The following is a 24103-nucleotide window of genomic DNA, read 5'->3' as shown; positions in this document are numbered from 1 at the left end:
GCGAGCACCTCTGGACGGGAGCCGAAGACCTCGTCGAGCTGGTCGGGCTCGGCGTTGAAGTCCGGGATGAGCAGCTCCACGCCGGTGCCCGGGTTGAGGTCGTGGATCTGGCGGACGGTCTCGGCGTAGAGCCAGGCCCCGCCGTCGTCCAGGTCGTCTCGGGCGACACCGGTGACCGTGGAGTAGCGCAGGCCCATGGCCTGCACGGACTCGGCGACCTTGCGCGGTTCGGAGGTGTCCAGCGCGGCAGGCTTACCGGTGTCGATCTGGCAGAAGTCGCAGCGACGGGTGCACTGGTCACCACCGATGAGGAAGGTGGCCTCGCGGTCTTCCCAGCACTCGAAGATGTTCGGGCAACCCGCCTCCTCGCAGACGGTGTGCAAGCCCTCGCGCTTGACGAGTCCCTTGAGCTCCTTGTACTCGGGACCCATCCGCGCGCGGGTCTTGATCCACGACGGCTTCTTCTCGATCGGAGTCTGGCTGTTGCGGGCCTCCAACCGCAGCAGCTTGCGACCCTCAGGCAAGACCATCACACCGCGCCTTCCGCAATTCGCGCGCACGCTCCCACGCTCGGCCCACTTACTCTGCCGAACTTTCCAAAAAGCGATTCTCATTGAATGGATTGTTGGGGAGTGCCGCTAGAATTATTTGAACTCTTATGCGGCGCTCTCCGGAGATTCTCAGAGAGCAGTGTCGCTACGACGGGATTCGGAGCGGCACTGCTGCCTCGCACTGCGCTTGGACTTGCCGTGCGTCGCGAGGTTGATCTCATGCCAGATGTCCACGGGCTTGGTCGTGAGCCCGCGGACGACCGTCAGGCTGTAGGCGAGCGGGTGCCTGCGGAAACTCCGCAGCATGCGCCGAGGCTTGGCCCGCACCCTCCGCTCGAGGTCCCGCGCGTACCGCTTCGAAACATCGCGATGGGAGGCGTGACCACAATTGCAGCAGGTCGTGTGAGCGAGGAGATTGCCGGCGTAGGTCAGCTCGTGGGTTGCTTCCTCGCCGCATTTGCGGCACAGAAGGCTCGCCCGCTCGATGTTTCTCATGCTCATACCTCCGCGCACCCTAGTTCTGGGAGTTCAACTCGGCGAGGAGTTGCTCGGCGAGGACCACGTCGTCGGGATAGGTGATCTTGATGTTGGTACCTTCCCCCGCGATCCAGTGGACTGGCAGATCCGAGTACTTCTCCATGCACGAGGCGGTGTCGGTACCGACGAAGTCCTCCCGGGCGGCGCTCTCATAGGCCTCCAGGAGTGGGCGCGCCCGAAAGCCCTGCGGGGTCTGAACGCGGATCAACCCCTCGGGCAGAGGCCCGTCGAGCATGCTGCCGTCCTCGTTGACCCTGCGCAGGGTGTCATCACGCATTCCCGGCACGGCACCGCCGTGCTCCCGAGCTGTGTGGACGACGCCGCCGATCAAGGACGCGGACGGGAGCGGTCGTGCGGCGTCGTGGATCAGGACGATGTCGATCGAGCCCTCGTCGATCCGGGACGCGAGGTGGCGAAGTGCGTGCAGCTCAGATTCCTGACGGGTCTGGCCGCCGTGGACGATCTCGATGTCCAGGTGGTCGAGTTCGCGATCGAGCACCCACTGCACGTGATCGTGGTCCTGGGGCCGCACCACCAGCACGAGGACACCGACCTCTGCCGGCCTGGCCATCGCTTCAATCGCCCAGGACACGACCCGGCGCCCGGCCACCGGGAGGAAGACCTTGTTGGTCGCACTCCCGACCCGCGTGCCTGCACCACTGGCAAGCACGACTCCAGCAGCGGTCGGTGAACTCACTTGCATCGCCTCTCGGTCAGCCTAAATGAGGTTATTCATCCTAAACGCCCGAACGCCCTCTGAGGAGGCACGACATCGCCTCATTCGCCCGGCGTTGCCAGGCCGAGTCGCCAGGGGTTCCGGAGGAGCGTCTGCAGGGCTTCGAGCGCACGTGCCGCGTCGGCTCCGTCGGCGACCCGGTGATCAACGGTGAGGCCGACCGTGCACGACGTCCGCGTTTCGATTCCGCCGAGAACGGGCACCAGCCGCGGACCGACGCTGCCCAACGACAGAGCGGTCGCCTGCGGCGGCGTCAGCAGCGCGTTGAAGGCCTCGACGCCGAGCCCACCGAGATTGGAGACCGTGGACGACGCGGTCGCCGACAGTTCGTCCACGGTGAGCTTCCCGGCGCGGGCCCGCTGGACGAGGTCGCGGACGCTGTGGTCGAGTTCCTCGACTCCGGTCGCATCGGGATCGCTCAGCACGGGTGCCAGCAGTCCGCGGTCGGTGTCCACGGCGAGCGCGATCGCCACGGTCTCCAGCGGCTGACTCGTGTCGTCGACCCATTGCGCGTTCAGCTCGGGCATGTCCCGCAGCACGCACGCGAACGCCCTGGTGAGCACGGTCGTCCACGTACGACGACCGCGATGCGGCGCCACGGCGTCCAGATCGAGGTCGCGGTAGATCGTGAACTGCGGGATGGCTGCGGAGGCGGTCATCTTGCGCGCGACGGCAGCACGAGTGCTGCGCCGCTTGCTCCCGCTCACGCCGTTGGTGCCCGGTCGCGCCTCACTTGCGCCCTCGCTGGACACCGGCGCTGGCTGGACCTTCGCCCCGTTGGCGGACCCGTTGTGGCCGGTGCCCTGCACGGCTTGCGCTGCGGCGGTCCGTTCCACGTCGACCACCCGCACGGTGCCGCCGGCACCGGTGCCTTCGACGGCGTTCAGGTCAATGCCGAGCTTGCGGGCTCGGATCCGAGCCAGTGGCACGGCCCGTTTCAGGGCGGCGGGCGCCTGCGCCACCGCTACGGGCGACGGAGCCGGCGCGCTCGGAGCGTCCTCACCGGAATCGTCCATGTCAGGCCCGTCGAGCAGGCCTTCGAGCAGGTCGTCGGCAGTCGAGGAGATGTAGGCGATCGGATCGCCCACGGCCACGACCTGGTCCGGATCGGCGACCAGCCTCGTCAAGGTGCCCTCGGTCGGCGACTCGACCTCCATGTCGACCTTGTCGGTGGCCACTTCGCAGACCACGTCGCCGACCCGCACCTGGTCGTTGATCGCCTTGTGCCAGACGACGAGGGTCCCCTCTTCCATCGTCATCGACATCTTGGGCATGACGAGCGGAATTTCGCGCATCACCACTCCTTCACGAGCTCGGTGGCCGCGGCGACGATGTCCGGCGTCTGCGGGACCGCCGCCTTCTCCAGTTGCGGCGCGTAGGGAATCGGGACGTCGAGTCCGCACAGGCGGCGGATCGGCGCTCGCAGCGCGCCGAAGGTGTCGGTTTCGGTGATCAGCGCGGCGATCTCGGACATGAATCCCGCGGTGCGCGGTGCTTCCTGGACGAGCAGCGTCCGGCCGGTCGCCGCCACGGCCTGCAGGATGGTCGTTTCATCCAGCGGCTTGAGCGTGCGCGGATCGATGACGGTGGCATCAACGCCTTGGGTCTGCAGCTGCTCGGCGGCTTCCAGCGCCCGCGAGACCATCACCCCGGTGGCGACGATCGTGATGTCCTCGCCGTGCCGCCGCACGGCGGCTTGCTGGAGCGGAACCCGCGCGTCCCCTTCGGGAACGTCGCCGCTCTGCTTGTAGAGCAACTTGTGCTCCAGGACGATCACCGGGTTCGGATCGTCGATGGCGCTCAGCAGCAGCCCCTTGGCATCGGCAGGCGTGGCGGGCATGACGACCTTGAGCCCGGGAACGTGGGCGAACCAGGACTCCAGGCTTTGGGAGTGCTGCGCGGCGGCCCCGGTACCGGAGCCGGTCGGTGCCCGCAGCACCATCGGCACGTGCGCCGCTCCACCGAGCATGAAGTGGATCTTGGCCGCCTGGTTGGCGATCTGGTCCATCGCCTGAGCGGTGAAGTCCGAGAACTGGATCTCGACCACCGGGCGCATCCCTGCGAGTGCGGCACCGACCGAGGCGCCCACGATCCCCAACTCGCTGATGGGTGTGTCGCGCACGCGGTCCTCGCCGAAGCGGTGGACCAGATCGCCTGTGACGCCGAAGGCGCCGCCGTAGGTGGCGATGTCCTCGCCGAGCAGGAAGACCCGCTCATCGGCTCCCATTGCCTCGGCGAGCGCCTCGCGCACCGCTTCGGCGTAGGTGAGGACGCGTTCGTCGTCGGGTTGGGCACCGGTTGTCGTGGCCGGTGCCTGCTGAAGTGCGGTCACGGTGCTTCCTTCCGGTTCAGCTCGCGTAGACGGCGGAGGTGAGCTCGTCCGCGGTCGCGTCGGGTGCCTTGTTCGCGGTGCGCACGGCGTCGCGGACCGCGTCGCGGGCGCTGGCCCGGCAGGCGTCGAGGTCCGCTTCGGTGAGCGTCTTCGCAGCGGTCACGGTCGACTCGAAGGCGACGATCGGGTCCCGCTCGCGCCACTGGTCGATCTCCTCGCGCGTGCGGTAGAGGTTCTTGTCGCTCTTGGAGTGGCCCTTCCAGCGATAGGTGACGGCCTCGATCAAGGTGGGGCCACCGCCGTCGCGGGCCCGGTCCACGGCTGTGGACACGACCTCGTGCACGGCTTGGGCGTCGTTGCCGTCGACCGTGACGCCAGGGATTCCGTATGCTGCGGCCCGATCGGAGAGGTGCTCCACGCGGAAGGCCTTGCCCACCGACATCGACATCCCGTAGTGGTTGTTCTCGCAGATGAACACCACCGGGAGATCCCAGATCGCCGCGAGGTTGACGCCTTCGTGCCAGGCGCCCTCGTTGACCGCCCCATCGCCGAAGAAGCTGACCGCGACCGAATCCTCGTGGCGCATCTTCGCCGCCAGACCGGCACCGGCGGCGATGGGAACCCCGCCGGCGACGATGCCGTTGGCACCGAGGTTGCCGGTGGCGACGTCGGCGATGTGCATGGAACCGCCTCTGCCCCGGCAGTACCCGGTTTCCTTGGCCAGCAGTTCGGCCATCATGCGGTCCAGCGCGGCACCACGGGCGATGCAGTGACCGTGACCGCGGTGGGTGGAGGTGATGTAGTCGCCGTCGACCAGCGCTTCGCACGCCCCGGCGGGGACTGCTTCCTGGCCGATCGACAGGTGCATGGTGCCGTGCATCATGCCCCGAGCGAACAGGTCGTCCACGGCTTCTTCGAAGCGGCGGATGCTCCACATCGTCGTCAGGACGCGCCGTGCGTTCTCGGCGTCGTTGACCAGATCCTTCATCGTGCTTCCCTTCACGCCGACAGCGCCGCGGTCGCCGGCCACTGCGCCGCCGCAGGCCGGGCGGCCAGGAGCTTGTCCTGGAGCTTGCGGAGGTGGGCGATGGTGGTGGTGTCGTCGAGCTCCACGTCCTGCGTGGTCAGTGGCGTGCCCTGGGCGACCGGCCGCAGCACGCGCGCACCGGCGACCAGGCCCAGCGGAACGAGCTCCTCGGCGGCGGCGACGGCGGCATCGTCGGTGATGCCGTAGACGGTCTCGCCGCCGATCCCGTCGATGCGGTCACCGGCCGCGAGATCGCGCTTGGCCACGGCCACGACTTCGGCCGTCCACGTCGTCGGCGCCAGCGAAGGCGTGCGGTCGAGCATCGCTTCGGCCACGGTCAGCGGTGCTTCCACGCTGGCGAGGTGGTACGGCCGGTAGAAGGCGTAGTAGGGACCCTTGCCCATCGACAGGTATTCCATCTCGGCCGTGACGACCTCGTCCGGGCAGTAGCCGATGACGAACACGCCTGGCGCCACCGGGCCGGTGCAGTAGTCGACCACGCCCGTGCGGTCCAGCACGCCGCCTTCGCTCTTCGGGCGGAACGTGTCGGCGAGGCCCTCAACCGTCGAGTGCGGGCCGGTCATGCCCCGCCGCGGCACGCTGAGGCCGGTGGCGTTCGCGAGGGCCGCCATTTCGATCATGGTCTTGGACCCGTCGACGAAGCTGGCCAGCATCTTGGGGTTCATGTGCTTGGCGGCGGCCTGCACCGCGACCGAGTCCGGTGTGGCGGTGGGGTCGAGCGGGTTGTTCTTTCCCTTTCCCGCGCAGGCGATCTCGAAACCCACGTCGCGCACGTAGTCGATGAGGGCCTTGCATTCCGCCGGCTCGTCGCCGCGGCAGACGGTGTAGACGCGGCCCATCTGCTGGGCCAGGTTCGACAGGACGAATCCCACGGTCACGTCGCACTCGACGTTGAGCAGGGCGATGTCCTTGCCCGCCAGCAGGCCGTTGAACGCCACGGAGGCGCCGACCTCGGGAACACCGCTGGCGTCGACGATGATGTCGATGGGCAGGTCGACGAGCTCGAGGGCGTCGGATACCACGACCGAGCCGCCGGACTCCACGACCTGAGCGGCCGGGCCCGACGCCACCTTCTCGTAGCCCGCGCTGCGCAGAGCGTCGAACCCGAGCTGGGGCTGCACGTCGGCCACCGCCGAGAGGTGCATCCCGGAGATCCGGCTGACCTGAGCGACGAAGCCGCGACCCATCTGCCCGGCGCCGACCAGCCCCACTCGCACCGGTCGACCGATTTGCTGCTCGCGTTCCCGCAAGCGTCCGACGTAGCTCATTTCCAGGTCCTCCCTGACGCCCACGCCACAACCAGGCGTTTGCACATTTGTGTATATATACGCACGTTGGTGACTACGTAAATTGATAGCACGGTGCCCCTAGCGGGACAAGCCCTCAATCAAGGGCACCCGCATCTGAATTGCCGTCGTTTTTTGAGCGAACTTCATCGCCTGGCGTCGAGAATTCGACGTCAGTTGCTCAAAAGGAATTCGATCTGCCTATTCGGTGAGGCTCTGCGCCACAGCCGCTCTCGCCGCTTGCGGGTCGCCGGCCACCAGCGCTCGTTTGGCGCGCTGGCAGCAGTCCGCCGCCGTCACGTGCGACAACGTCTCACCCACCGCAGGCAGCGCCCTCGGAGTCATCGACAGACTTGTCGCACCCAGTCCCACCAGCACCGGAGCCAACAACGGATCCGCTGCGGCTTCACCGCACACGCCCACCGGTTTGCCGGTGCGCCGACCGGCGTCGCCCACAACGGCGATCAATTCCAGCAACGCCGGCTGCCACGGGTCGTTCAACTCGGCCAGGCCGCCGGACATCCTGTCGGCGGCGAAGGTGTACTGAGCCAAATCGTTCGTCCCGATGCTGGCGAAATCGACGTGCTGCAGAATTCGCTCGGCGTGCAGAGCCGCAGCGGGAACTTCGATCATCACACCGATGCTGCGAATTCCACAGCTCCTGGCCTTCTCGGCGAACCACTCGGCCTCGGAGGGCGTGGAGACCATCGGGGCCATGACCCACACCTCCGCGTCGCTGCGCTGCTGCGCCTCGGCGATCGCCTGGAGCTGCACGTCCAGCAAATCAGGCTGCTCCGCGCTCACCCGGAGCCCGCGCACGCCGAGCGCGGGGTTGGGGCTGGTGTCCTCGCGGACGAACGCGAGCGGCTTGTCCGAGCCCGCGTCCAAAGTCCGGACGACCACGCGACCACCGGGAAAGGCCTCCAGCACCTCGGCGTACGCATGCCGCTGCTGATCAACACCCGGCGCCGTGGTGCGGCCGTCGAACAGGAACTCGGTGCGCAACAAACCCACACCAGGCGCTCGAACCTCCCGCGCGGTGGGAACGCCGGAAGGCTCCCCGAGGTTGGCCAGCAGGCTGATCGGGGTGCCGTCCGCCAAGGTGCCGGAATAGGTCAGGTGCTTCGGACGAGCGCGCCGATTCGTCACCCCGACCGCTGCGTCGACCCCGACGGTGACCTCACCGCTGGCGCCGTCGAGGACGAGGCAGGTCCCGTCGTCGACCTCACCCAGTTCCCGGCAGGTGACGACAGCGGGGATTCCCAGCGAACGAGCCAGGATCGCGGTGTGACTGGTCGGCCCGCCTTCGCGGGTGACGAACCCGAGCACGAGATCGGCGTCGAGCGTGGCGGTATCGGCAGGAGCGAGATCGTCGGCCACGAGGATCGAAGGGGTCGTCAGCTCCGGCACTCCCGGCATCGGCACACCGGTCAGTTGCGCGATCAGACGGTCTCGGATGTCACGCACATCCGTCACCCGCTCGGCGAAGTAACCACCGCTGGCCTCCAACGCGGAAGCGAACTCCTCCGCCGCCTCCCACACCGCGCGCTCGACGCGCACACCACCATCGACGCGCTCGCGCGCCTTGGCCCGCAACGTCGGGTCCTTGGCCATGAGCGCGGCCATGGCCAACACCTCGGCCGCACTCCCTTCGGCTCGATCAGCGCGTTCCTGGATCTCCGCCGCCACGTGCTCGATCGCTGAATCGAGCCGTGCCGCTTCGGAAACCGGATCACTGCTGCGCTCCGCCGCGGGCGCCGCGATCTTTCCGGGCGAGACGACCGCTGCAGGCCCCCGAACAGATCCCGCGCTGACACCCACGCCCTGCACACGTTTCTCCATGACGTCCTTCCTGAACTCAGGGTTCTCAGCGCGGGACAGGTGCCGCGGGCACCCGCACCTGCGAATAGCGCTCGATCGCGTCGTCGGTGGCGCGCCGCACGGCCTTGCTCGACGCTCTGCTCGCGGCACCGTCGAGCGCCCCGGTCAGTTGCGGGAGTTCGCGGAACCGCGCGAACACCGACGATCCGGCCATCCCCACAGCCCGGTGGACTTGCCGGGTGGAGCGATCTACGACGAGCAGGACGATGGCCCCGCGGATCTTTCCCTTCGTGCGGCCGCTGACCAGGATTCGGCCGCTCTCTCCGTCTTCCGCGATGAGCTTGTTGACCTCCCGCTGGTAGGCGCGTTGCTGCAGCCAACCGAGCCCCGTGGAGATCACGATCACCACTGCGATGCCGAGGAGTGCCCAGGACATCGACATCACACCCTCGCCCCGACGGCCTGGAGCACCAGGCGTGTTCCTGCTTCCACCGACTCGATCTCGCCTCGCCCGTGGACAGCGCCGGGCAGCAGGTTGGCGCTGGCATCCGGGTTGAGGTGGATGACGACGTGCCCCAAGGTGCGGAGGTTCTCCGTCGCGCGCTCACCGACCTCGGTCAGCTCCACGCGCTTGTCGCCGAGCCACAGGGTGTCGCCGGCCCGCAGCTCGCCCAGCAGCGGCGCGCTCGGCGAGTGCACGATGCTGACGCTTTCGAGGGCTTCCGGAATGGGGTCGGCGTAGAGGATCAGCACGCCACCCGCGACCATGTCGGCCGCTTCCGATCCGATCCGAAGAACGGTGCTCTCGTAGTACTGGTTGCTCATGTCGGTCTCCTTTGACGACGTGGTTCTGCGTGGTGTTCTACAGCCCGAAGCTGGCGGCCCAGGCGATGATGACGGCGGCCGGGGCGGTGATCATGCGGCTGATCAGCACTGCGGGTGTGCCCACCGCGACTGTTTCGGACTTGGCCTCGCCCAGAGCCAGGCCGACCGGGACGAAGTCGCAGCCCGCTTGGCCGTTGATGGCGAAGAGGGTGGGCAGGGCGTACTGGACCGGGATCGCGCCGATCGCGATCTGGCTACCCATCAGAGTTCCGATGACCTGCGCGATGGCAGCCCCGGGGCCCAGCACGGGGGAGAGGAAGGGCAGCGCCGTCACCGCTCCGATGGCCACCAGACCGACCGGGTTCGTGGCGATCGGCGAGAGGATCTGGCCGATCGCAGTCGCGATGCCGGTGTAGTGCACGAATCCCAGCAGCAGGCTGACGTAGGCCATGAACGGCAGGATCGTCTTGAGAACCAGGTCGATGGATTGCCGCCCGGCGGCGACCATCGTGTTGATCGCAGCACCGACGCCGGTGCTGAACGAGACGAACACCCCGGTGCCGGCGTCCACCCACCGCCGTCCGGTCTTCCCTTCCGAACTCGGCGCGGTCTTCGCCGCTGGTGGCGCCGCGGCCGGCACCGGTTCGGCCGGGCCGTCGAAAGCGGGTGCGCTGGTCTCGTGCGCTGGATCGGACTCGTCCGGATCGCACGGTGTGATGTCCTTGATGCCCACCGCCGAGACGAAGACGTCCTCGGTGATGAACTGCGCCAGCGGCCCGCTCGGGCCACCCGGGTACACATCGACCGTCGGGATCTTCTTGCGCGGGTAGATCCCGATGCGCGCGGTCCCACCGCAGTTGATCACCGCGCACAGCACCTCTTCGTCGGGCACGTTCTGGGTGAACGCGTCGACGGGTTCGGCGCCCGTGAGCTCGGCGATGTGCGCGGCCACCGGGTGGATCCCGCCACCGGTGACCGACAGGACCTTGTTGCGGGTCTCAGTGGGTCGCAAGACCCATCCGGTACCCCATCCGCCGGAGCCCGGCCGGACGGAAACAGCCGTCTGCTTGCGGTTTCCCTGAGTCGTCATGTCAGTGCCCTCCAGCGAGTCCAGTGGCGGGCGCGTTGCCGAACTCCTCGTCGAAGCGGCGGAATTCCTCAGTCCTGCCAGTGCGCTTGATCATGATTTGGGTGATGATCTCGGTGACCAGGCCGCGCAGCAGGATCACTCCGATGCCCACGAGCAGGTACCGCATCGCCAGCGGAACCGTCGAGACACCGAGCTGCTGGACACCGCTGGCAACTCCCAGCCACACGAAGAGCTCGCTCGCGTTGGCGTAGGGGAAGAACGTGGTGACGGGGTGGACGAACGAGACCGTCGAGTCGTAGAACGCCGGCTTGTAGCGTTCGGGCAGGAACCGCCCGAACGAAAAGCAGATGGGGTTGGTCAACATCAGCACGGACACGATGGGCATCACGGTGTAGCGGGTGATCCGCCACCGCGCCGACCAACGCACCGCTCTGGTGACCCGCTCTTCCCCGATGGCGTTGGTCAACGCGTACATCGCGGTCAGCAGGACGATCAACGTGGGCAGGATGCCGGTGACGAGGTCGGTGAACTGCTTCCCGGACTCCTCGAAAAGCCCGATGAAGTGCGTTCCCAACCACTCGAACACGCTTAGCGGGCCGCCGGCCCCGCTCGTTTCTTGTGCTGCCGCCTCAGCGGCAGTCCGAACATTCATGCGTCTTCTCCTCGATCAACATTCCTGATCGCAACTGCGCCCCGATGGGGCTGCGACGAGTGATCCGAAGTTCCGGAGGTGCAGGGGGAGATGCCGCTGTTCCACAGCATTTGCACAAATATGCAGAGGGTGTTCACATTTGCAGTGATGTGTGTAACATGCTCACCCAAGCGGGGCAACACCCCAGACGCAAGAAAGCCGAACCTAGACGAAAGCCAAGGAGAGTTCCATGCCTGAACAGCGCGTCACCATCGCTTCCGCGGTCGGCCTCCACGCCCGGCCCGCCGCAGCGTTCGTGCAGGCCGCGGGCCAGCACGCGTGCGACGTTCGGATCGGACGCCCGGACGGGCAGCTGACCGATGCCAAGAGCCTCCTCTCGGTGCTGGGCCTCGCCCTCGCGCACGGCGAAGAAGCCATCGTGCGGGCTGAAGGAGACGGGGCCGAGGAAGCACTCGTTGCGCTGTCCAGCACCCTGCAGGTGGATCACGACGTCGTACATTGACCGAAGGCCGCGCCTGAACGCAGTCCCGCTAACGCCGAGAGGAACCGGACCAGTGCCGCCACAGCGTGACCAAGAGCTTCTCGTGAAGGCTGCCCGGATGTACTACGAGGAGCATCGCTCGCAGCAGGAGATCGCCCGAGCCCTGGGGCTCAGCCGATCGAACGTGTCCCGGGTCCTCTCGGCGGCGCACGAGCGCGGGATCGTCGAGATCCGCATCCATGATCCCAGCGGCCGGGATCTGGAGTTGGAGCGGCGGCTCAAAGATGCCTTCGGGCTCCGCGACTGCCGCGTCTCCGACGTTCAGGGCACGGGCCAGCAACTCCAGAAGACGGGCGACCTCGGAGCACGATGGCTGGTCGAGAACGTTCGGCAAGGTCATCGGATCGGATTGTCCTGGGGGCGAAGCCTTCAGGCGCTCGTGCAATCGGTGCCCGAGCAGGGTGGCCTGGACGTCGAGGTCGTGCCGCTCGTCGGCGGTCTCTCCTCCGTGGATTCGGAGATCACCGGAGAAGAGATCGTGCGCGAGCTCGCACGGCGCCTGGGTGGCAGGTTTCAACGCTTGCACGCACCCGCGCTGGTGACGACGAAGGCCGGCCGCGACGTCCTCCTGGCCGAACCTTCGATCGAAGCGACGCTCAGCGCCGTCAGCAAGTCCTCCATCGCCGTCGTGGGCATCGGCAGTCGAGACGTCGGCGCCTCGGCGGCCATCATCGAAGCGATGAAGCTCTCCCCGGAGGAGAAGGACCAATTCACCGCAGCAGACCCGGCCGGCGACATCTGCGCGCGCTACTTCGACGACAGCGGCCGTCCGATTTCGGGTCCTACCGCCGATCGCGTGCTGGCCGTGTCCCTGGACGATCTCGCGAGCATCCCCGTCGTCGTTGGGGTCGCCTCGGGCACGGAGAAGACGCGCGGCGTCTTCGGGGCCCTGCGCAGTGGCGTCCTGAACGTCCTCATCTGCGACAGTTCGCTGGCTCGCGCACTGCTTCGCAACACCGGCAACGACAGGTGAGCCGGAGCGTTCCAGCCCACGCTCGGCGCATGACTCTCACGAGACCAACAGCTTCGGGTCTGTTCAGGCGAACCCGATGCCACCGGAGGGTCCCGGATCATGCGGGAGCCTCGGACACGAGTTCCTCGGTGTCTCGGACCAGTGCGTCCAGGAAGGTTGCGGCGACTCTCGACAGCTGCTGACGGCGGTTCCAATAGGATCGGTTTGTCCTGTGCCACAGCGGTTCTGGAAGATCACGTGGCATCACGTCGCCAAAAAAGGTGCTCCGAAACGACCTCGATGGTGCCGACGATGTGCGATTCCATCTCGAGGCGGGCTGCGGGTGTGATCGCCGGCAACATCATCGCGGCCATCATCACGACCCAGACGCCGAGGGTTGAAGCCGAACGCGTCGGCCCGGTCGGCGGTGGCCTTGCCCCAGACGGCCGCTCCGTGCCCTGGCCCGACTTCCGAGCCCGGCAGGTTGTGCACCTGCACGCGGGCGTCTTCGGGGCTGGCGGGGCCGGTCAGCGCTTCGACGGTCGCCTCTGCCTTGCTCTTGAGTCGCGCCCAGCAGGAACGCCACCGCGCAAACACCGAGAGCACTCGGCCAATCACGCCCCGAGAGCGTCGCACGCACGGCAGGATGGCGGCAGTCGATGAACGGATTGGGCGAGGTATGAACGAAGCTGCGAGCCCGGATGGGGACACGAGCAACGTGTTCGCCGGATCAGCCGACACTGTCGTGCAGGCCAGGAACATCCACGGCGACGTGCACGTCCACCGACACGAGCACGCCACGTTGCCGGTCGCACACCAACTGCCGCCGAGCGCACAGCATTTCGTCAACAGGGTCGCCGAACTCACCGAACTCGACCAACGGCTCGAACGGCCATCAGATTCGGTCATGGTGCTGACCGGCATGGCTGGGGCAGGCAAGACATCCCTGGCGGTGCGCTGGGCACACCGCGTGCGGGACCGCTTCCCGGACGGGCAGTTGTACGTCAACCTGCACGGCTACGACCCAGGCGGCCCGATGAGCGCCGGGCAGGTCCTCGACGGATTCCTGCGCGCGCTGGGCACTCCCCCGGACCGGATCCCGACCGAGTTGGAGGCACAGGCTGGGCTGTTCCGGTCGCTGCTGGACGGCCGCCAGGTGCTCATCATGCTGGACAACGCGCGTTCCACCGAGCAGGTCAGGCCGCTCCTGCCGGGTTCGGACGGATGCCGGGTGGTGGTCACCAGCCGCGGCACGCTCTCCGGGCTGGTCGCGGGCCAGGGCGCACCGCGACTGGGGTTGCGCGTGCTCCTGCCGGACGAGGCCGTGGAGCTGCTGCGGCAGGTCATCGGCGCCGACCGGGCTGACGCCGAGCAGGACGCGGCTCGCGGCTTGGCCCGCCGCTGCGGGTACCTGCCCCTGGCCTTACGCGTCGCCGCCGGACGCGCGGTGGCGAGCGACTTCCTGACCCTGGCGGACCTCAACGACGAACTCGACGAGGAGCACGGTCGGCTCGATGCCCTGACCACGGAGGAGGGAACCACGGCTGTCCGAGTCGTTTTCTCCTGGTCCTACCAGGCGCTGAGCCCCGAGGCCGCGCGCATGTTCCGCCTCCTCGGACTGCATCCGGGCCACGACATCGCTCTGCGCGCAGTGGCCGCGTTGACCGGACTGTCCACCCCCAGAACACGACGTCAGCTGGAAGCGCTGATCGCAGCGCATCTGCTGGAACAGACCGCACACGACCGTTTCCAGTTCCACGACCTGCTCCGCGACTACGCCGCCGAACGCGCCGAAAACGACGAGCCGGAGGACGAGCGCACCATGGCCCTCGAACAGCTGCTGGACTTCTACATCGGCACCGCCGACGCCGCGGACCGGGCTCTGCTCGCACACCGCAACCGGCTGCTGACCGAAGCGCCCGAACAGTCACGCGGACAGGTCTTCACCAGCGAGCAGGCCGCGCGGTGGTTCGAGAGCGAGTGGCGGAACACGCTGGCCTGCATCCGGCGTGCGCACGAGGCGGGGCAGCACACGCCGACGGTGCGGCTCGCCTCCATCCTCGTCGGCTTCCTGGAACTGCGCGACCACTGGAAGGAGGCCGTGTGGGCACTGCGCACCGGCATCGATGCCGCACGCGCGGTCGGCGACAGGTCCGCCGAAGCGCAGTTTCAGGTCCAGCTGGCCGACATCAACCAGCGCATGGGCGACTTCGAGGAGGTCAGGGAGTGTTACCGGCACGCGCTGGAGATCTTCCGGCAGCTGGGTGACCGACGCGGTGAGGGCTACTGCCAGAACGGGCTCGGCCTCCTGTCCCGCCGCGTCGGCGACTTCGACGAGGCGGCCCACCATTTCGAAGAAGCCCTGGCGATCTTCCGGACCTGGGAAGGCGATCGGGGAATCGACGCCGCGTTGCTCAACCTCGCGATCACACACCAGAAGTCAGGCAGCACCAGCGACGCCATCCGATGCGCCGACGAGATCCTCGAACACGGCATCCGACCTGGCGACTGGTGGCTCGGCTCAGCCGTCCCAGCCGTACTGGGCGCCGCGTACCTCCGCTCGGGACAGGTAACGGAGTCGGTCACCCACCTCGAACAGGCCTTGACCGTCTCCCGGGAGGCCGGAGCGACCTCCGTCGAAGCGGATGTCCTCGCGTTGCACGGCGAAGCCACCTACGAACTCGGCCGAACAACCGAAGCCGGCCAATCCTGGCAACGTGCGCTGGAACTCTTCGAGTCCCTCAACCGCACCGAACCAACCTACTTCGCCACCCTCACCCCAACCGAGATTCGCACCCGACTGACCACAATGGCCAGCTGAACCCGCGCGGCCTTTCCTTCAGCGCACCATTGTCGAAGACGTTCTTCTGGATTCCGTTGGAGCAGGCCTCGTGCTCGATCAGCTTGGAGCGTGTGAGTGTCCTTGTCGGCTGGAGCGTTTACCCCCTCGTCGAGCACTACTGCAGTAGCACACCGGATCAATCCCCTGGGTGCGGAGGGCGTGGGCGGCGGCGAGTCCGGACTGGCCGCCGCCGATGACGATGGCGTCGCAGAGGTTCACAGGGCGCCTTTCATCGACCGTCGCCCGCACAGCGGGCGACGGTGTGGGTGAGAGGAGATCAGGTCAGTCGTTGTCGCAGCTGCGGCGGCGTTCGAGGAAGACGGTGTCGCGCCAGACGCCGTGGTGCTGGGCGATGCGTTCGCGCAGTCCGACGGTGCGGAAGCCGGCGGAGTAGTGCAGGGCGATGCTGGCCCGGTTTTCCGGGAAGATCGAGGTTTGCAGCGTCCACAGGCCGTCGGCATCGGCGGCGGTGACTTGCTCGTGCAACAAGGATTTTCCGACACCGCGGCCGCGGAAGCCCTCGCCGACGTAGACCGAGGTCTCAGCGACGCCGGAGTAGCAGTCCCGGTTGGACACCGGGGTCGCGGCGGCCCACCCGGCGACCTGCCCGTCGACCTCGGCGACCCACCGGTGGTCCGGCAGCCACTTGGCCTCCAGCGACTTGCGGGGCGGGACGTCGGTTTCGAACGTGGCGTGGCCGGTGGCGATGCCGTCGGCGTAGATGCGGCGCACGTCGGTCCAGTCGTCGGGTTGCAGCTGCCGGATGGTGACGTCCTCGGGGAGGTTGTCCGGGCAGCACGGGCGGGCGACGACGCCCATGACCGCGTCGGCGGCGTGCGGCAAGCCGGTGCAACAGGCGGTGTTGACCGAGACGAAGGTGGTCGTGCGTTCCTTGTGCAGCAGCACGAACCCGACGTCGGCAAGCTTGCGCACGTGGTGCGAGCAGGTGGACTGGCTGATGCCGAGCTGTTCGGTCAAGGTGCCCACGCTGATCGTGCCGGCTGCCGCCACGGCGTGCAGCAAGCGGACGCGGGTGGGTTCGGCCAGGCACGCGAACCACTCGGCGTAGGTGGCCGCATCCTCTGCGGGCAGCAGTCCGGTCTCAGAAGCCGTCGTCGTCATGCCTCAAGTATCGACGCACATCGATGGTTTCGTCAATCGATTCGCATCGATGAACCCCGCGTGGCGGCTCTGTGGTCCTGTCGTGTGTGCCGGCAAGCGTGGACAGGTGCGCATCTGCCGAGCAAGCTGAGGGTGCTCAGGTGAAAGTGCTTCGGGGCCGGAGGAAGCCATGTGCGAATCGCCCCAGGTGGACCGGCAGGCCCTTCACGAGGAGATGGAGCGAGCGCGCGCGAGTTTCCACGAGCTGCTCTCGCGTGCCACGGAGGCCGAGCTGGCTCGCTTGAGCAAGGGCACGCGGTGGACCAATGAGCAGCTGCTGTTTCACATGCTGTTCGGGTACATGATCGTTCGGAATCTCGTCATCTTGGTTCGCGTGTTCGGCCGGCTTCCCGCGGGCGTGTCCCGAGGTTTTGCGGCGCTGCTCAACGCGTCGACGAGGCCGTTCGACGCGGTCAACTACTGGGGGTCGTGCGGTGGTCCCAGGGTCTTCGGTCCTGATCAGATGGCGGCGAAGATGGATCGCGTGATCAACGGGCTGCACCGCCGGCTGGATGCTGAGCGCGAAGCGGATCTTCGCCGAGGCATGCACTATCCGACCCGGTGGGACCCGTTCTTCGCTGATTTCATGACGCTCGCCGACGTCTACCACTTCCCGACGCAGCACTTTGGCTTCCACCGGCGACAGCTCACGCTGGATGGGGCCGGCTGAGCTCGATCGTTTGCGACGTTGGTTCAGCGGGAGTTGCGGCAGGCGCAGCCCGCAGCGTCTTTGGCTTCGGTGATCGTGGTTCGCGGGTCGGTGGCCTGTTCTGCGGGTGTGCAGCATGCGGTCACGCCGCAGCAGGCGCTCTCTGTCTCCGAAATGACAGGTTTGGTGGCGCGAATGATCGCCGAGCGCATGTGGTCGGCGACCGGGTGGGTTGAGGTGATCTCGACTTCGGTGAATCCCGCTGCCCGTAGCTGGTCGTGGTATTCGGCGAAGGTGAGGGCTCCGGCGATGCAGCCGACGTAGGAGCCACGGTCGGCTCGTGCTTGAGGGCTGAGGTGGTCTTCGGCGACCACGTCGGTGATGCCGACGCGTCCGCCCGGGGCCAGAACGCGGAAGGTTTCGGCGAACACGGCGGGCTTGTCGACGGAGAGGTTGATGACGCAGTTGGAGATCACGACGTCGATCGTGTCCGCCGGTAGCGGGATGTTCTCGATGGTGCCCTTGAGGAATTCGACGTTGGTGGCGCCGGCTTTCTCGGTGTTGCTCAGGGCGAGGGCGAGCATTTCCTCGGTCATGTCCAGGCCGTAGGCCTTGCCGGTGGGGCCGACGCGGCGGGCGGACAGCAGCACGTCGATGCCGCCACCTGAGCCGAGGTCGAGAACGCGTTCCCCTTCGCCCAGCTCGGCGACCGCGGTCGGATTGCCGCAGCCGAGAGATGCCGCGATGGCCGCGGTGGGCAGCTGTTGGCGTTCGGATGCTGCGTAGAGGCTGGATCCGAAGCCGTCGCCGACCTCGACCTGCGCCGGGCCGCAGCAGCCATCGGTGGTGTCGTCTTGGCTGGCGGCCGTGGCTGCGGCGGCGTAGCGCTGCCGGACGGTGTCGCGCAGCTCTGCAGGTTGTTCGCTCATCATCTTTCCCCTCTTCGCCGCGGCGACGCCGGAAGCGCCTGAACGGCCTCATCGATGTCCGTTCGACTTGTCCCCGCTGTCCAAGTATCGACCCGGATCGATGGTTGCGTCAATCGATCCGCGTCGATAAAGTCGAGACAACTTCATCGAAGCTGATCGATGCAAAGGGGAGTGTCGTGGACGGGTTTCCGGTTGTGGTGGTGGGTGCGGGTCCGGTGGGCCTGGCGGCTGCGGCGGAGGTTTTGGAGCGGGGTCTGCAGCCGTTGGTGCTGGAGGCCGGTTCGGAGGCCGGGTCTGCGGTGCGGGAGTGGTCGCATGTGCGGTTGTTCTCGCAGTGGTCGGAGTTGATCGACCCGGCCGCGGCGCGGTTGCTGGAACAGCAGGGGTGGCAGGCGCCGGCACCGACGGGCTACCCATCAGGTGCGGAGTGGGTCGAGCAGTACCTGCGGCCGCTTGGGGCGGCGTTGGGGGAGCGGGTGCGCTTCGGTGCCCGGGTGGTGGGCGTGGCGCGCCGCGGCCGGGACCGGGTCGTGGATGCCGGACGGACCACCGAGCCGCTGACGGTGCACGTCGAGACCGCGGGCGGCGAGGAGCGGATCACCGCCTCGGCGGTCATCGATGCTTCCGGGACATGGCGCAGTCCGAACCCGCTGGGCGGCGACGGGTTGCCGGCGGTCGGGGAGCGCTCGGCCCGGGAGCGGATCAGCTACCAGGTGCCTGACGTATCCGATGCGCAGGTCCGGGCCCGGTTCGCGGGCAAGCGCATCGCGGTCGCCGGCTCCGGGCACTCGGCCTTGACCGCGTTGGTGGCCTTCGCCGGACTGGCCGAGGAGGCGCCGGGTACGGAGATCGTGTGGGTGCTGCGCCGGGGCCGCTCGGGGGATGTCTTCGGTGGCGGCGAGGCCGACCAGCTGCCCGAGCGCGGGGCGTTGGGGCTGCGGGCCAAGCAGGCGGTCGACGCCGGACATGTCCGCACGGTGACGGGTTTTCGCACGGCCGCGGTCGAGGCCGATGGGGATGGCCGGTTGGTGCTGACCTCGTTCGAGGGGCACAAGAGCGAGCCCGTCGATGAGGTCGTGGTGCTGACCGGGTTCCGGCCGGACCTGTCCTGGCTCTCGGAGATCCGGTTGGGCCTGGATCCGGTGCTGCAGGCGTCGACCGCGCTGGCGCCGTTGATCGATCCGAACGTGCACTCCTGCGGCACCGTCTACCCCCACGGGGCCAAGGAACTGGCCCATCCCGAGCCGGGGGTGTTCGTGGTCGGGATGAAGAGCTACGGCCGGGCGCCGACGTTCCTGGCGATGACCGGTTACGAGCAGGTCCGCAGCGTGGCCGCCGCGATCGCCGGCGACACCGAATCCGCCGAGCGGGTCGAGCTGGTCCTGCCGGAGACCGGGGTGTGCGGTGGGGCCGGGCTCTTCGACGAGCCCGAGGCCGAGCAGGGCGGCGGTTGCTGCGGCGCGCCCCAGCAGAGTGTCGAGTTGGCGGCGCCCGGAGCCGCTGAGCGCTGAGCGCATGCACTCCGAATCACAGACGAGCGCCGCCGCACCGCCTGTCGAGGCCGTGCGGCGGCGTCGCGCGCTCATCGCTTTGTGCATCACCGAGATCACCAGCTGGGGCGTGCTGTACTACGCCTTCCCGGTGCTGGCGTCGGCGATCACGCGGGACACCGGCTGGTCGCTGCCCGCCGTGACGTGGGCGTTCTCGGCCAGCCAGATCGTCTCCGCCCTGGTCGGCATCGCGGTCGGGCGGTGGCTGGATCGCCGTGGCCCGCGTGCGGTGATGACCGCGGGCTCGGTGCTGGCCGTGCCCGCCGTGCTCGGAATCGCGCACGCCCCGAGCTACGGGTGGTTCCTGCTGGCGTGGTCGATCGCGGGGGTGGCGATGGCGGCGACGTTCTACCCGCCCGCCTTCGCCGCGCTGACCCGCTGGTACGGGCCCGACCGCGTGCGTGCGCTGACCGCGTTGACGCTGGTGGCGGGCCTGGCCAGCACGGTGTTCGCGCCGCTGACCGCGGCGTTGAACGACCACCTCGACTGGCGCGGCACGTACGTGGTGCTGGCCGTCGTGGTCGGTGTCGTCACGATCCCGCTGCACGCCGGGCTGCGGCTGCCGTGGCCCGGCCTCGCCCACGACGAGCATTCGTCGGTCAACGGGCGCGCGGGCGAAATCGCGCGCAGCCGGGCGTTCGTGGCGCTGCTGGCGACGATGGCCCTCGGTGGGTTCGGGGTGTACGCGGTGGTGATCAACCAAGTTCCGCTGCTGACCGAACGCGGCTTCGACTCCCACCTGGCGGCCTGGGCGCTCGGGCTCGGCGGCGTCGGGCAGGTCCTGGGGCGGCTGGGCTACGCGCCGCTGCAGCGACGCACCGGGGCCCGTGGCCGCACCGTCGTGATCCTGCTGGCCTGCGCGGGGACCACGCTGGTGCTGGCGGTGGTTCCGGGGCCGGCCGGGCTGCTGATCGTCGCGGCGATGCTCGTGGGCATGGCCCGGGGCGTGTTCACCCTGCTGCAGGCCACGGCGGTCAGCGACCGGTGGGGCACCGCCGCGTACGGGAGGTTGAGCGGCCTGTTGTCGGCTCCGCTGATGATCGCCATCGCGCTCGCACCGTGGGGAGGCTCGGCGATTGCGGCGGCATTGGGCGGGTTCCCGGCCCTGTTCCTCCTGCTGGGCGCGATGACGGCAGCGAGCGCGCTGCTCGCGTTGGCCACCCGTCCCTCCGCCGGAGTGCGCGGTTAACCAGCGGACTGTGCGAGGTGCTGCGCGATGTCGGCGACCGCGGGTTTCGCGGTCCGCGCGGCGCCCACCAGTGTGGCCGAGGCCCACCCGCTCCAGTCGCCGTAGCCCAGCAGGTGCAGCCGTGGTTCGGCGACGCTGCGCGTCGCGTCGGTCGGGACCGTCCCGTTCTCGGTGCGCAGGCCCAGCGGCGCGAGGTGGTGCAGGGCGGGGCGGAAGCCGGTGCACCAGATGATCGCGTCGCAGTCGAGGGCGCGGCCGTCGTCCCAGGCGATGCCGCGCTCGGTGAGCCGGTCGAACATCGGCTCGGCGTGCAGCACGCCGCGCTGACGTGCCTCCAGCACGCTCGGGACCATCACGATGTCGCCCAGCTGCCGGGTTCCCCCGTCGTCGGGCAGTCCCGCGCGGCGTGCGGCTTCGCGCTGGGTGGCCACGTCGAACAGGACCCGGCCGTCGACGTCGTCGGGCATGAACCGCGGTGGACGAGCGGTGACCCAGGTCGTGTCGGCCACAGTGGACACCTCAGCGAGGATCTGGGCCGCGGAGTTGCCGCCTCCGACGATCACGACGCGCTGGTCGGCGAACTCCTTCGGGCACCGGTAGGACTCGGTGTGCCACTGCCGCCCGGCGAAGACCTCGCTCCCCGGGTACGAGGGCAGGTGCGGTTGGCTCCAGGTTCCAGTGGCGCTGATGACGGTGCGCGCCCGCCACGTCCCGCGGTCGGTGTCCACGGCCAGCCACGCACCGGCGTCGTGGACACCGTTCACGCGCACGGGCCGCTGCACCGGTAGCTGGTAGCGCTGCTCATAGGCGGCGAGATAGGCCACGACGTGGTCGGCGGTGGGGAACTCCTCCCCGGGCTGGCGAGGCATCCACCACCCGGGAAGCGGGCTGTACTCGGCGGGAGAGAACAGCCGCAGCGAGTCCCAGTAGTGCCGCCATGCCCCACCCGGTTCGGGCTGGTCATCGAGGATGACGAAGTCCAGCTTCGCGCGCCGGAGGAAGTACCCCGCCGCCAGACCTGCCTGCCCACCGCCGATCACCACCACATCCCGGGCCTCGGGCACCACGACCTCCATCCGCCTGAGTCGAACAGTCCCGCCCCCTGCGCGGCGAGGCACCGATCACAGCGCGACGGGAAACTCGCCATCGAGCTTGCGTTCTTATCTCGATGGATGTCAAGTTAGACGCATGCCGAAACAAGAGGTCCTGATCGTCTCACGGGACGAGGCCGAACCGTGCGCCTCCGCCGTGATGCGGGAGCCGCTGACCGTCGACCAGGCCGCCGACCTGGCCAAGGTGTTCAAAGCGATCGGCGAGCCGGTGCGCCTGCGCCTGCTGTCGCTGATCGCTTCCCACGCCGGCGGCGAGGCCTGCGTGTGCGATCTGACCGACGCCTTCGAGCTGTCCGGGCCGACGATCTCGCACCACCTCAAGGTGCTGCGCGAGGCCGGGGTGATCGAGGGTGACCGGCGCGGCACGTGGATCTACTACCGCGTCAAGCCCGACACGTTGCGGCTGCTGGCGGAATCGCTGGCTCCGGCTCAGGACGTGGCGGTGACGGCATGACCCAGACGCAGGACAACGCCGTGGTGGCGAAACTGTCCACACTGGACCGATTCCTCCCGGTGTGGATCGGCGCCGCGATGGTCCTCGGCCTGCTGGCCGGACGCTGGATCCCCGTACTCGGCCCCGCTTTGGACACCGTGGCCATCGATGGCGTTTCGCTGCCGATCGCGCTGGGTCTGCTGGTGATGATGTACCCGGTGCTGGCCAAGGTCCGCTACGACCGGCTGGACACCGTCACCGGCGACAAGCGGCTGATGGCCTCCTCGCTGCTGCTGAACTGGGTGCTGGGCCCGGCGCTGATGTTCGCGCTGGCCTGGGTGTTCCTGCCCGACCTGCCCGAGTACCGCACCGGCCTGATCATCGTCGGTCTGGCGCGGTGCATCGCGATGGTCATCATCTGGAACGACCTGGCCTGCGGTGATCGCGAGGCCGCCGCCGTGCTGGTCGCGTTGAACTCGGTGTTCCAGGTCATCGCCTTCGCCGCACTGGGCTGGTTCTACCTCTCCGTGCTACCGGGCTGGCTCGGCCTGCCGCAAGTGGGTCTGGAAGTCTCGGCCTGGGAGATCGCCAAGAACGTCCTGATCTTCCTCGGCATCCCCCTCGTCGCCGGATACCTCACCCGCAAGCTCGGTGAACGCGCCAAGGGCCGTGACTGGTACGAATCCCGGTTCCTGCCCAAGATCGGCCCGGTCGCGCTCTACGGACTGCTGTTCACCATCGTGATCCTCTTCGCGCTGCAGGGCGATGCGATCACCTCGAACCCGCTGGACGTCGCGCGGATCGCGCTGCCGCTGCTGGTCTACTTCGCGGTGATGTGGGCGGGGTCGTTCGCGCTGGGAAAGGCCATCGGCCTGAACTACGAGCGCTCCGCGACGTTGTCGTTCACCGCTGCGGGCAACAACTTCGAGCTGGCCATCGCGGTGGCGATCGCGACCTTCGGCGTCACCAGCGGTCAGGCCCTGGCCGGTGTCGTCGGGCCGCTGATCGAGGTCCCGGTCCTGGTCGGCCTGGTCTACGTCTCGCTGGCGGCTCGACGCTGGTTCACCCGTCCCTCCACCACCTCGGAGGCCGACCATGTCCACACCACCACCTAGCCACCACGACGCCGAGGAATACCGGCCGAGCAATGAGCAGGTCGCCGTCCTCCTCGACCACGCCGCCGCCGAACTGCGGTCTCAATTCCGGGGTGTGTTCGACGAAGAGACCATCCACCACGTGGTCTCCGATACCTACCGGGAGCTGGCCGCCACCGCTCGCGTGCACGCCCACCTGACCACCCTGGCCACCCGCTACGCCCGCGAGCGGCTGACCGACATCGCCCAGCACCAAGGAGTTCCCGTGTCCTCCACCCCCGAGGTCCTGTTCGTCTGCGTCCACAACGCCGGACGCTCCCAGATGGCCGCCGCCCTGCTGCACCACCACGCCCAGGGCAAGGTCGCCGTCCGCTCGGCCGGCTCCGCCCCGGCCGAGACGGTCAACCCGGCCGTGGTCGAGGTGATGAACGAACTCGGCCTGGACCTGTCGCAGGAGTTCCCGAAGAAGCTCACCACCGACGCCGTCGAAGCCGCCGACGTCGTCATCACCATGGGCTGCGGCGACGCCTGCCCGGTGTTCCCCGGCAAGCGCTACCTCGACTGGGAACTCGACGACCCCGCCGGACAGGGCGTCGACGCCGTCCGGCCGATCCGCGACGACATCGACCAGCGCGTCCGCGCCCTGCTGGCCGAGCTCGTGCCGGAGACCGCGCAGTGAGCGACGTCCGCAACGTGATCATCGTTGGTTCCGGTCCTGCCGGCTACACCGCTGCGGTGTACGCGGCACGGGCAGAGCTGGAGCCGGTGATCTT

25 protein-coding genes are annotated in these 24103 nt (G+C 68.3%); 10 read left to right on the top strand and 15 right to left on the bottom strand.

The window, feature by feature from the left end:
• The 12 genes from AB0J91_RS32030 to AB0J91_RS31975 all read right to left on the bottom strand — a co-directional run.
• A partial coding sequence (locus AB0J91_RS32030; protein ID WP_363876539.1) for a lipoyl synthase occupies positions 1-533 on the bottom strand: 533 nt, incomplete at its 3' end.
• 147 nt (positions 534-680) lie between these two features.
• Positions 681-1046, bottom strand: coding sequence for a hypothetical protein (locus tag AB0J91_RS32025; RefSeq protein WP_363876536.1), 366 nt, complete (start codon positions 1044-1046; stop codon positions 681-683).
• A gap of 19 nt (positions 1047-1065) precedes the next feature.
• On the bottom strand, positions 1066-1791 hold the full coding sequence (locus tag AB0J91_RS32020; RefSeq protein WP_363876533.1) for an IspD/TarI family cytidylyltransferase: 726 nt from the start codon (positions 1789-1791) through the stop codon (positions 1066-1068).
• A gap of 74 nt (positions 1792-1865) precedes the next feature.
• Positions 1866-3119 (bottom strand): dihydrolipoamide acetyltransferase family protein, encoded by a 1254-nt coding sequence (locus tag AB0J91_RS32015; RefSeq protein ID WP_363876530.1) that lies wholly within the window; start codon positions 3117-3119, stop codon positions 1866-1868.
• Positions 3119-4156, bottom strand: coding sequence for an alpha-ketoacid dehydrogenase subunit beta (locus tag AB0J91_RS32010; protein WP_363876527.1), 1038 nt, complete (start codon positions 4154-4156; stop codon positions 3119-3121). The genes AB0J91_RS32015 and AB0J91_RS32010 overlap by 1 nt, the downstream gene beginning before the upstream one ends.
• A 16-nt stretch (positions 4157-4172) precedes the next feature.
• Entirely contained in the window at positions 4173-5144 is a 972-nt protein-coding gene (locus AB0J91_RS32005) for a thiamine pyrophosphate-dependent dehydrogenase E1 component subunit alpha (protein ID WP_363876524.1), read from the bottom strand.
• A gap of 11 nt (positions 5145-5155) precedes the next feature.
• On the bottom strand, positions 5156-6472 hold the full coding sequence (locus tag AB0J91_RS32000; RefSeq protein WP_363876521.1) for an SAF domain-containing protein: 1317 nt from the start codon (positions 6470-6472) through the stop codon (positions 5156-5158).
• 219 nt (positions 6473-6691) lie between these two features.
• Positions 6692-8332: a phosphoenolpyruvate--protein phosphotransferase gene (gene ptsP / locus AB0J91_RS31995; protein WP_363876518.1), complete on the bottom strand. Its 1641-nt coding sequence runs from the start codon at positions 8330-8332 to the stop codon at positions 6692-6694.
• A gap of 25 nt (positions 8333-8357) precedes the next feature.
• The gene (locus AB0J91_RS31990; protein WP_363876515.1) at positions 8358-8747 is read right to left on the bottom strand and encodes a transcriptional regulator GutM; all 390 of its coding nucleotides are present in this window, start codon (positions 8745-8747) and stop codon (positions 8358-8360) included.
• A gap of 5 nt (positions 8748-8752) precedes the next feature.
• The gene (locus AB0J91_RS31985) at positions 8753-9136 is read right to left on the bottom strand and encodes a PTS glucitol/sorbitol transporter subunit IIA (RefSeq protein WP_363876512.1); all 384 of its coding nucleotides are present in this window, start codon (positions 9134-9136) and stop codon (positions 8753-8755) included.
• Positions 9137-9173: 37 nt separating this feature from the next.
• Entirely contained in the window at positions 9174-10226 is a 1053-nt protein-coding gene (locus tag AB0J91_RS31980) for a PTS sorbitol transporter subunit IIB (RefSeq protein ID WP_363876509.1), read from the bottom strand.
• 1 nt (position 10227) lies between these two features.
• The gene (locus AB0J91_RS31975) at positions 10228-10878 is read right to left on the bottom strand and encodes a PTS glucitol/sorbitol transporter subunit IIC (RefSeq protein WP_363876506.1); all 651 of its coding nucleotides are present in this window, start codon (positions 10876-10878) and stop codon (positions 10228-10230) included.
• A gap of 229 nt (positions 10879-11107) precedes the next feature.
• Here AB0J91_RS31975 and AB0J91_RS31970 point away from each other — a divergent pair, with 229 nt between their 5' ends.
• From AB0J91_RS31970 to AB0J91_RS31960, 3 genes are all read left to right on the top strand, one after another.
• Positions 11108-11380, top strand: coding sequence for an HPr family phosphocarrier protein (locus AB0J91_RS31970; RefSeq protein WP_363876503.1), 273 nt, complete (start codon positions 11108-11110; stop codon positions 11378-11380).
• A 97-nt stretch (positions 11381-11477) separates the two neighbouring features.
• The gene (locus tag AB0J91_RS31965) at positions 11478-12392 is read left to right on the top strand and encodes a sugar-binding domain-containing protein (protein WP_363876500.1); all 915 of its coding nucleotides are present in this window, start codon (positions 11478-11480) and stop codon (positions 12390-12392) included.
• Positions 12393-13050: 658 nt separating this feature from the next.
• Entirely contained in the window at positions 13051-15192 is a 2142-nt protein-coding gene (locus AB0J91_RS31960; RefSeq protein ID WP_363876497.1) for a tetratricopeptide repeat protein, read from the top strand.
• Between the two features lie 303 nt (positions 15193-15495).
• On the opposite strand, the gene AB0J91_RS31955 is transcribed toward AB0J91_RS31960, so the two are convergent.
• A complete protein-coding gene (locus tag AB0J91_RS31955; RefSeq protein WP_363876495.1) occupies positions 15496-16335 on the bottom strand; it encodes a metalloregulator ArsR/SmtB family transcription factor in 840 nt (279 codons plus the stop codon).
• 169 nt (positions 16336-16504) lie between these two features.
• Here AB0J91_RS31955 and AB0J91_RS31950 point away from each other — a divergent pair, with 169 nt between their 5' ends.
• Positions 16505-17044 carry a DinB family protein gene (locus tag AB0J91_RS31950; protein ID WP_363876492.1) on the top strand — a complete coding sequence of 180 codons (540 nt, stop codon included), beginning with the start codon at positions 16505-16507 and terminating at the stop codon, positions 17042-17044.
• A 23-nt stretch (positions 17045-17067) separates the two neighbouring features.
• Here the strand turns inward: AB0J91_RS31950 and arsM are convergent, their stop codons facing one another.
• Positions 17068-17952: an arsenite methyltransferase gene (gene arsM / locus AB0J91_RS31945; RefSeq protein ID WP_363876489.1), complete on the bottom strand. Its 885-nt coding sequence runs from the start codon at positions 17950-17952 to the stop codon at positions 17068-17070.
• 176 nt (positions 17953-18128) lie between these two features.
• Between arsM and AB0J91_RS31940 the strand changes: the two genes are divergently transcribed.
• Positions 18129-19463: an NAD(P)-binding domain-containing protein gene (locus AB0J91_RS31940; RefSeq protein ID WP_363876486.1), complete on the top strand. Its 1335-nt coding sequence runs from the start codon at positions 18129-18131 to the stop codon at positions 19461-19463.
• A gap of 4 nt (positions 19464-19467) precedes the next feature.
• The gene (locus tag AB0J91_RS31935; protein ID WP_363876483.1) at positions 19468-20691 is read left to right on the top strand and encodes an MFS transporter; all 1224 of its coding nucleotides are present in this window, start codon (positions 19468-19470) and stop codon (positions 20689-20691) included.
• On the opposite strand, the gene AB0J91_RS31930 is transcribed toward AB0J91_RS31935, so the two are convergent.
• Positions 20688-21767 (bottom strand): ArsO family NAD(P)H-dependent flavin-containing monooxygenase, encoded by a 1080-nt coding sequence (locus AB0J91_RS31930; protein WP_363876480.1) that lies wholly within the window; start codon positions 21765-21767, stop codon positions 20688-20690. The two genes, AB0J91_RS31935 and AB0J91_RS31930, sit on opposite strands and share 4 nt — an antisense overlap.
• A 112-nt stretch (positions 21768-21879) precedes the next feature.
• Here AB0J91_RS31930 and AB0J91_RS31925 point away from each other — a divergent pair, with 112 nt between their 5' ends.
• From AB0J91_RS31925 to AB0J91_RS31910, 4 genes are all read left to right on the top strand, one after another.
• Positions 21880-22257, top strand: a complete 378-nt coding sequence (locus tag AB0J91_RS31925) for a metalloregulator ArsR/SmtB family transcription factor (protein ID WP_363876477.1) — start codon at positions 21880-21882, stop codon at positions 22255-22257.
• Positions 22254-23351 (top strand): ACR3 family arsenite efflux transporter, encoded by a 1098-nt coding sequence (gene arsB / locus AB0J91_RS31920; protein WP_363876474.1) that lies wholly within the window; start codon positions 22254-22256, stop codon positions 23349-23351. Before AB0J91_RS31925 ends, arsB begins: the two co-directional genes overlap by 4 nt.
• Positions 23332-24009, top strand: a complete 678-nt coding sequence (locus AB0J91_RS31915; protein ID WP_363876471.1) for an arsenate reductase ArsC — start codon at positions 23332-23334, stop codon at positions 24007-24009. Before arsB ends, AB0J91_RS31915 begins: the two co-directional genes overlap by 20 nt.
• A partial coding sequence (locus AB0J91_RS31910; protein WP_363876542.1) for an FAD-binding protein occupies positions 24006-24103 on the top strand: 98 nt, incomplete at its 3' end. The genes AB0J91_RS31915 and AB0J91_RS31910, both read left to right, overlap by 4 nt.

The organism is Saccharopolyspora sp. NPDC049357 (genome assembly GCF_040677225.1).
Classification (GTDB): Bacteria; Actinomycetota; Actinomycetes; order Mycobacteriales; family Pseudonocardiaceae; genus Saccharopolyspora.
This window is presented reverse-complemented; position numbering and strand designations above follow the sequence as displayed.